This is a genomic window from Corallococcus sp. 4LFB (assembly GCF_046520365.1).
Classification (GTDB): domain Bacteria; phylum Myxococcota; class Myxococcia; order Myxococcales; family Myxococcaceae; genus Corallococcus; species Corallococcus caeni.
In genome coordinates this window covers 1-5254 of record NZ_JBKGHJ010000535.1, presented here as the reverse complement: position 1 = coordinate 5254, position 5254 = coordinate 1, and the positions used below count along the sequence as shown (strand labels likewise).

Genomic DNA, 5254 nt, shown 5'->3' with positions numbered 1-5254 from the left:
CGTACGTCACGCCCGGACTGCGCCGCGTCAGCAGCGCCGCGAGCTCCCACGCGCCTCACCAGCGAGCGCAGTGCTCATCCAGAACCGCGTGGTGGCCCCCGTGCTGCGCAAGCACGCGCCCGGCGACGGCCGGCTGCCCCTGACCCTCCGGCTCGATGCGGCGCGTCCCCGTGCTGCGCCGCATCCCCGCGCGCCTGGTGGGCCTGGGCGTCCGTCCCGAGCACATCCACACGCCGGCCGCTCCGCCCCTTCGCGGAGGAACGCCGGACCGGCGGCTCCCACGGCCCTGCCCCGGGCACGGTTGTTCCGGAGCCGCCGGGCCCAAACCTTCGCGAGGAGTGCCTGACGCAACGACAGCCCTCCTGAGCGTCGGGCCGGGAGGAACCATGGCGAGTTCACGAACGCTGGCCCTGCGGGAGGTCCCTCCCCGGGAGGATGCTTCCCAGGAAGACGTCCTCCCGGGGCGGTGGAGCCAGGCCGCGACGGCGGTGGTCGCCGGAACGCTGATGTCCCTGGGACTGAGACGCCGCTCGCTCGGGGGCACGGTGATGGCCCTGGCCAGCGGCGCGCTGCTCTACCAGGGCCTGCACTCCCGCAAGCGTGCCCCGTCCCCGGGGGCCAGGACGGCACGCCGCGCGGAGGCGCGACGCGAGCCGCGCGTGGAGGTGGAGCGCACGCTCACCGTGGGCCGTCCGGCGGAGGAGCTGTACGCGCTGTGGAGTGAGCCCTCCACGCTGAGCCTCCTGATGATGCACTTCGCGGAGGTCACGCCCACGCGGGGCGGCGACGGCCGCCACTGGCAGGTCCACGGCCCCATGGGGCGCGAGCTGAGCTGGGACTCGCGCGTCGTGGAGGACCGTCCGCCGGAGCTCCACCGCTGGGAGTCCACGGAGGACAGCCCCGTGAAGGTCCAGGGCCAGGTGCGCTTCAAGCCCGCGCCCGCGGACTGGGGCACGGAGGTGACGCTGCACCTCGCCTTCGCTCCTCCGGGCGGCGCGCTGGGCGAGGCGCTGGCGAAGCGGCTGCGCGCCATCCCCGCCATGGGGGTGATGAAGGCGCTGCGCCGGTTCAAGAGCCTGGCGGAGACCGGAGAGATTCCCACGCTGGACCACAACCCCTCCGCTCGCGTGAGCGCGGACTGACCCCAGGAGCACGAAGCCATGCGAGCCCTTTGCTGGAATGGAGTGAACGACCTGCGCGTGGAGACGGTCCCGGACCCGGAGATCGTCAACCCGCACGACGCCATCCTCCGCGTCACGATGTCGACGACGTGCGGCTCCGACCTGCACTTCATCGACGGCTACCTCCCGACGATGAAGGCGGGCGACATCATCGGCCATGAGTTCATGGGCGAGGTCGTGGAGGTGGGGCGCGACGTGAAGCGGGTGAAGAAGGGGGACCGGGTGGTGGTGCCCTCGTTCATCGTCTGCGGCAGCTGCTGGTACTGCGACCACCAGCTCTGGTCGCTGTGTGACAACACCAACCCGAAGCCCGAGTACCAGCAGGTGGCGTTCGGCTACCCCACGGCCGGCATCTACGGCTACACGCACGCCTTCGGCGGCTACGCGGGCGCGCATGCCCGGTTCGTCCGGGTGCCCCACGCGGACCACGACTGCTTCCTCGTGCCGGAGGGCCTGCGCGACGAACAGGTCCTCTTCCTCTCCGACGCGGCCCCCACGGGCTACATGGGCGCGGACTTCTGCGGCATCCAGCCGGGCGCCACCATCGCCGTGTGGGGCGCGGGCGGCGTGGGACTGATGGCCATGCGCAGCGCGTACCTCCTGGGCGCCGAGCGCGTCATCGCCGTGGACCGCTTCCCGGAGCGCCTGGCCATGGCGGAGCGGTTCGTGGGCGCGGAGGCCCTGGACTACAGCCAGGTGGAGAGCGTGGTGGACGTGCTGCGGGAGATGACCGGAGGCCGCGGGCCGGATGCGTGCATCGACGCGGTGGGCATGGAGGCCCATGGCACCGGGCCGGGCTACGCGTATGACCGGGCCAAGCAGGCGCTGCACCTGCACTCGGACCGGGGGCAGGCCCTGCGCGAGGCCATCCTCGCCTGCCGCAAGGGCGGCACGCTGTCCGTGCTGGGCGTGTACGGCCTGATGGACTCGTTCCCCCTGGGCGCCATCATGAACAAGGGCCTCACGCTCCGCACCGCGCAGCAGCACGGGCAGAAGTACCTGCCCCGCCTGCTGGAGCACGTGGCGAAGGGCGAGCTGGATCCCTCGTTCCTCGCCACGCACCGCTTCTCGCTGGAGGACGCGCCGAAGGGCTACGAGCTGTTCAAGAAGAAGCAGGACGGCTGCGTGCGGGCCGTGTTCACGTCCTGAGCGGCGGGCGCCAGCCACACGCCAGCGGCAATGCCTAGCAGCGGGTGCAGACCGGGCGGATGAGCTTCCACGCTCCGCAGCCGTTGTCGCCGCAGCACGTCTGGTAGAGCGAACCGCCCCGGCCGTAGTCGCCGTTGTTCCAGCTGCCGTCGCCGCCCACCTCGCTACACGCGGAGCAGGTCGTCTTCCAGACGATCTTCTCCGCCAGGTAGCTGCCAACGGCACAGCTGGGCGTGGAGCCGATGCCCTGCTCCACCTGCGCGGCCTCACCGGCGGACGGCGCCTCGTCCACCTCCGACGCCGAGCCACAGGCGGAAAGGAGGCCCACGGAGAAGGTCGTCAAGACCAGGGCGCGGATCATGCTTCGCATGCGGGATGCTCCAGGTGCCGGAGGCGCAAATGCCTCTCAAGCCCCGCACTCCGGCAGAAAGAGATATCCTGCGCAACCCTGACGACTGTCTTCGCGCCCCGCTGTTTCTTTCCTGCCCCGGTGATCTCAATGACTCTCATTCATGCGCGGTGGTGCCTGTGTCTCGCCATGGTCACGACGGCCGGCGCTTGCCGCTCCGAAAGCCCGCGGGAAGCACCTTCCGCTCCCGTGCAGGCGACGGCGCCGGAGGACCCCGTGGACCTGCATGGCACGGGAGGCGTCGAAGGCGCTGATGCGGCATATGACCGCTCCCGTCAGCCGGCCCGGTTCATCGCCGCGCTGGGAGTCGCTCCGGGGCAGCGCATCGCCGACGTCGGGGCGGGGCAGGGCTACTTCACGCAGCGGCTCGCGGAGGCAGTGGGCCCCACGGGACGGGTGGTCGCCACCGACATCAACGACGAAGCCCTCAAGCGGCTCCGCGCGCGGGTCATCGGCCGTGAGAACATCGAGGTGCGGAAGGTGGAACCGGACGCTCCGGGGCTCGAGGCGGGAGCGTATGACCTCATCCTCCTCTCGGAGGTCGACCACTTCCTCACCGACCGGGTGGACTACCTCACCCGGCTGCGGGCCGCGCTCACGCCCCAGGGCCGCATCGCGGTGACGCACCTGCGGGCCATGCGTCCCCCGCTCGTCGCCGCGGCCCGCACCGCGGGCTACTCCGTCGTCTCCGAGTACAACGGCCTGCCGGACCACTACCTGCTCTTCCTGCGCCCCACCGCCCATCCGTGACGGCTCCGGAGGGCCCAACCGTCCAGAACCCAGGCCTTCGCGCCCGGGAGCGTCCAGTCCACGGCAGAACCCGGCCCGGCACCGGCGACGGGGCCGCCGCGATGCGGCGCGCGCCCTACCCTTGCGCCGCGCGAACGCGGCAGGTCGCCGCGCGAGGCACGAGGAGACGAACGCCATGGGTATCAGCAAGGGCAGTGCGCAGTGGGACGGCGGGCTGAAGGACGGCAAGGGCTCCATGAAGCCGGGCCACGCCGCGGAGGTGCCCTTCTCGCTCGGCACCCGCTTCGAGGGTCAGCAGGGCAGCAACCCGGAGGAGCTCATCGGCGCGGCGCTCTCCGGGTGCTTCTCCATGGCCCTGTCGCTGGGGCTGGAGAAGGCGGGCCTGAAGCCCACGCGCATCCAGACGCACGCGGACGTGCAGCTGGACAAGCAGGGCGAGGGCTTCGCCATCACCACCATCGCGCTGAGCACCGAGGCCACCGTCCCCGGCGCCGACGACGCCCGCTTCCAGCAGATCGCCGAGGAGACCAAGAAGGGCTGCCCCGTCTCCAAGGCGCTCGCGGGCGTGAACATCACGCTCAAGGCGAAGCTCTCCGCCTGACGGACATGGGCCGGCCTCAGCCGCCGGCGCACGCGTGCCGGCAGTCCTGCCGGCACGCGACGACCTCGGGCGTGTTGCCCACGCAGGTCGCGTAGCACTGGGACAGGCACGGCGTGAGCGCAGGCTCCGCCGAGCCGGGGTCCTCGCCAGCCGGCGCCTCCCCCGGGCCGACCTCCTCCGGGGGGGTGTCCGGCGAAGGGGCGTCCGCGGGGCCGCAGGCCGCCGCCAGGAGCCATCCCACCGAGGCCAGCGCCACCAGGTCCCGCCGCATGCGCCCTCCTCTCACCGGATGAGAAAGGTCTCACTCTAGCCGCGAGTCCTGGTGGAAGAATCCAGGCCCGTGGCCGATTCGTGCCCAGGAGGTCTTCTTCGCAGGTGGCTGAGACGGACGACGTCACGGACGCGGTTCGGCGCGCGACGCAGGGGGAGTCGTCCGCCTTCAGCGAGCTGTACCGTCGCACCCGTCCCCTGGTGGCCCGCCTGATCGCGGGCTTCGGCACATTGGATCCCGACGAGGCGGAGGACGTCCTCCAGGAGTCCTACGTGCGTGCGTTCCGGGGGTTGCATCAGCTGAAGTCGCCGGGGGCCTTCACCCCCTGGTTGTTGACCATCGCGCGCAACCGGGCGCGCACGCGGCTGGAGCGCCGCAACCTGCTCCAGCGGATGGAGGAGGAGTGGGTGGACCCGACACCGGAGACGGTGCCGGCCCTGCCGCCCACGCTCCAGGTGGAGCGGGACATCGAAGTGGTGCGGCAGCTCATCGCGGAGCTGCCCGAAGGCGAGGAGAAGAAGACCGTGCAGCTCTTCTACATCGAGGGTCAGCTCTCCGCGCGGGAGATCGCCGATCAGCTCGGCGTGGGCAAGAGCACGGTCACCATGCGGCTGGAGCGGTTTCGTGGGCGCATCAAGCGCGAGCTCCTCCAGCGGGTGCTCGCCGGACGGTGGGATTGAGCCATGAGACACCTGGATGCCACCGCGATGTCGGACCTCGCCGCGCGCGACCCCCAGGCCGTGGCCTGGTTCCGCGAGCACCTGGCCTCGCCCTGCGAGGTCTGTGAGACGTTCCTCGCCACGCACGCGGATGCGCTGGACGGGCGGGCGGACGCCCTGCTCCTCGCGCTCGCCCCGGCCCGGAAGGCCGCCGAGGAGGGCGCCCCCGTCGTG

The 5254-nt window shown here is 71.7% G+C and carries 7 protein-coding genes and 1 pseudogene; 6 read left to right on the top strand and 2 right to left on the bottom strand.

Annotation, left to right across the window (positions count from 1 at the left end):
- The first annotated feature begins 386 nt into the window (after positions 1-386).
- On the top strand, positions 387-1142 hold the full coding sequence (locus tag ACLEQD_RS36205; RefSeq protein WP_410390441.1) for an SRPBCC family protein: 756 nt from the start codon (positions 387-389) through the stop codon (positions 1140-1142).
- Positions 1143-1160: 18 nt separating this feature from the next.
- Positions 1161-2330 carry a zinc-dependent alcohol dehydrogenase gene (locus ACLEQD_RS36200; protein WP_410390440.1) on the top strand — a complete coding sequence of 390 codons (1170 nt, stop codon included), beginning with the start codon at positions 1161-1163 and terminating at the stop codon, positions 2328-2330.
- 34 nt (positions 2331-2364) lie between these two features.
- Here the strand turns inward: ACLEQD_RS36200 and ACLEQD_RS36195 are convergent, their stop codons facing one another.
- Positions 2365-2700 carry a hypothetical protein gene (locus ACLEQD_RS36195; protein ID WP_410390439.1) on the bottom strand — a complete coding sequence of 112 codons (336 nt, stop codon included), beginning with the start codon at positions 2698-2700 and terminating at the stop codon, positions 2365-2367.
- 228 nt (positions 2701-2928) lie between these two features.
- On the opposite strand from ACLEQD_RS36195, the gene ACLEQD_RS36190 reads away from it, so the two are divergent.
- Positions 2929-3489: a class I SAM-dependent methyltransferase gene (locus ACLEQD_RS36190; protein ID WP_410390437.1), complete on the top strand. Its 561-nt coding sequence runs from the start codon at positions 2929-2931 to the stop codon at positions 3487-3489.
- A 175-nt stretch (positions 3490-3664) separates the two neighbouring features.
- Positions 3665-4090 carry an OsmC family protein gene (locus ACLEQD_RS36185; RefSeq protein WP_410390435.1) on the top strand — a complete coding sequence of 142 codons (426 nt, stop codon included), beginning with the start codon at positions 3665-3667 and terminating at the stop codon, positions 4088-4090.
- A gap of 16 nt (positions 4091-4106) precedes the next feature.
- Here the strand turns inward: ACLEQD_RS36185 and ACLEQD_RS36180 are convergent, their stop codons facing one another.
- Positions 4107-4361 (bottom strand): hypothetical protein, encoded by a 255-nt coding sequence (locus ACLEQD_RS36180; protein ID WP_410390434.1) that lies wholly within the window; start codon positions 4359-4361, stop codon positions 4107-4109.
- Positions 4362-4465: 104 nt separating this feature from the next.
- Here ACLEQD_RS36180 and ACLEQD_RS36175 point away from each other — a divergent pair, with 104 nt between their 5' ends.
- Positions 4466-5041 (top strand): RNA polymerase sigma factor, encoded by a 576-nt coding sequence (locus ACLEQD_RS36175; RefSeq protein ID WP_410390433.1) that lies wholly within the window; start codon positions 4466-4468, stop codon positions 5039-5041.
- 3 nt (positions 5042-5044) lie between these two features.
- Positions 5045-5254 (top strand): annotated as a pseudogene (locus ACLEQD_RS36170) (hypothetical protein); the annotation flags it as partial.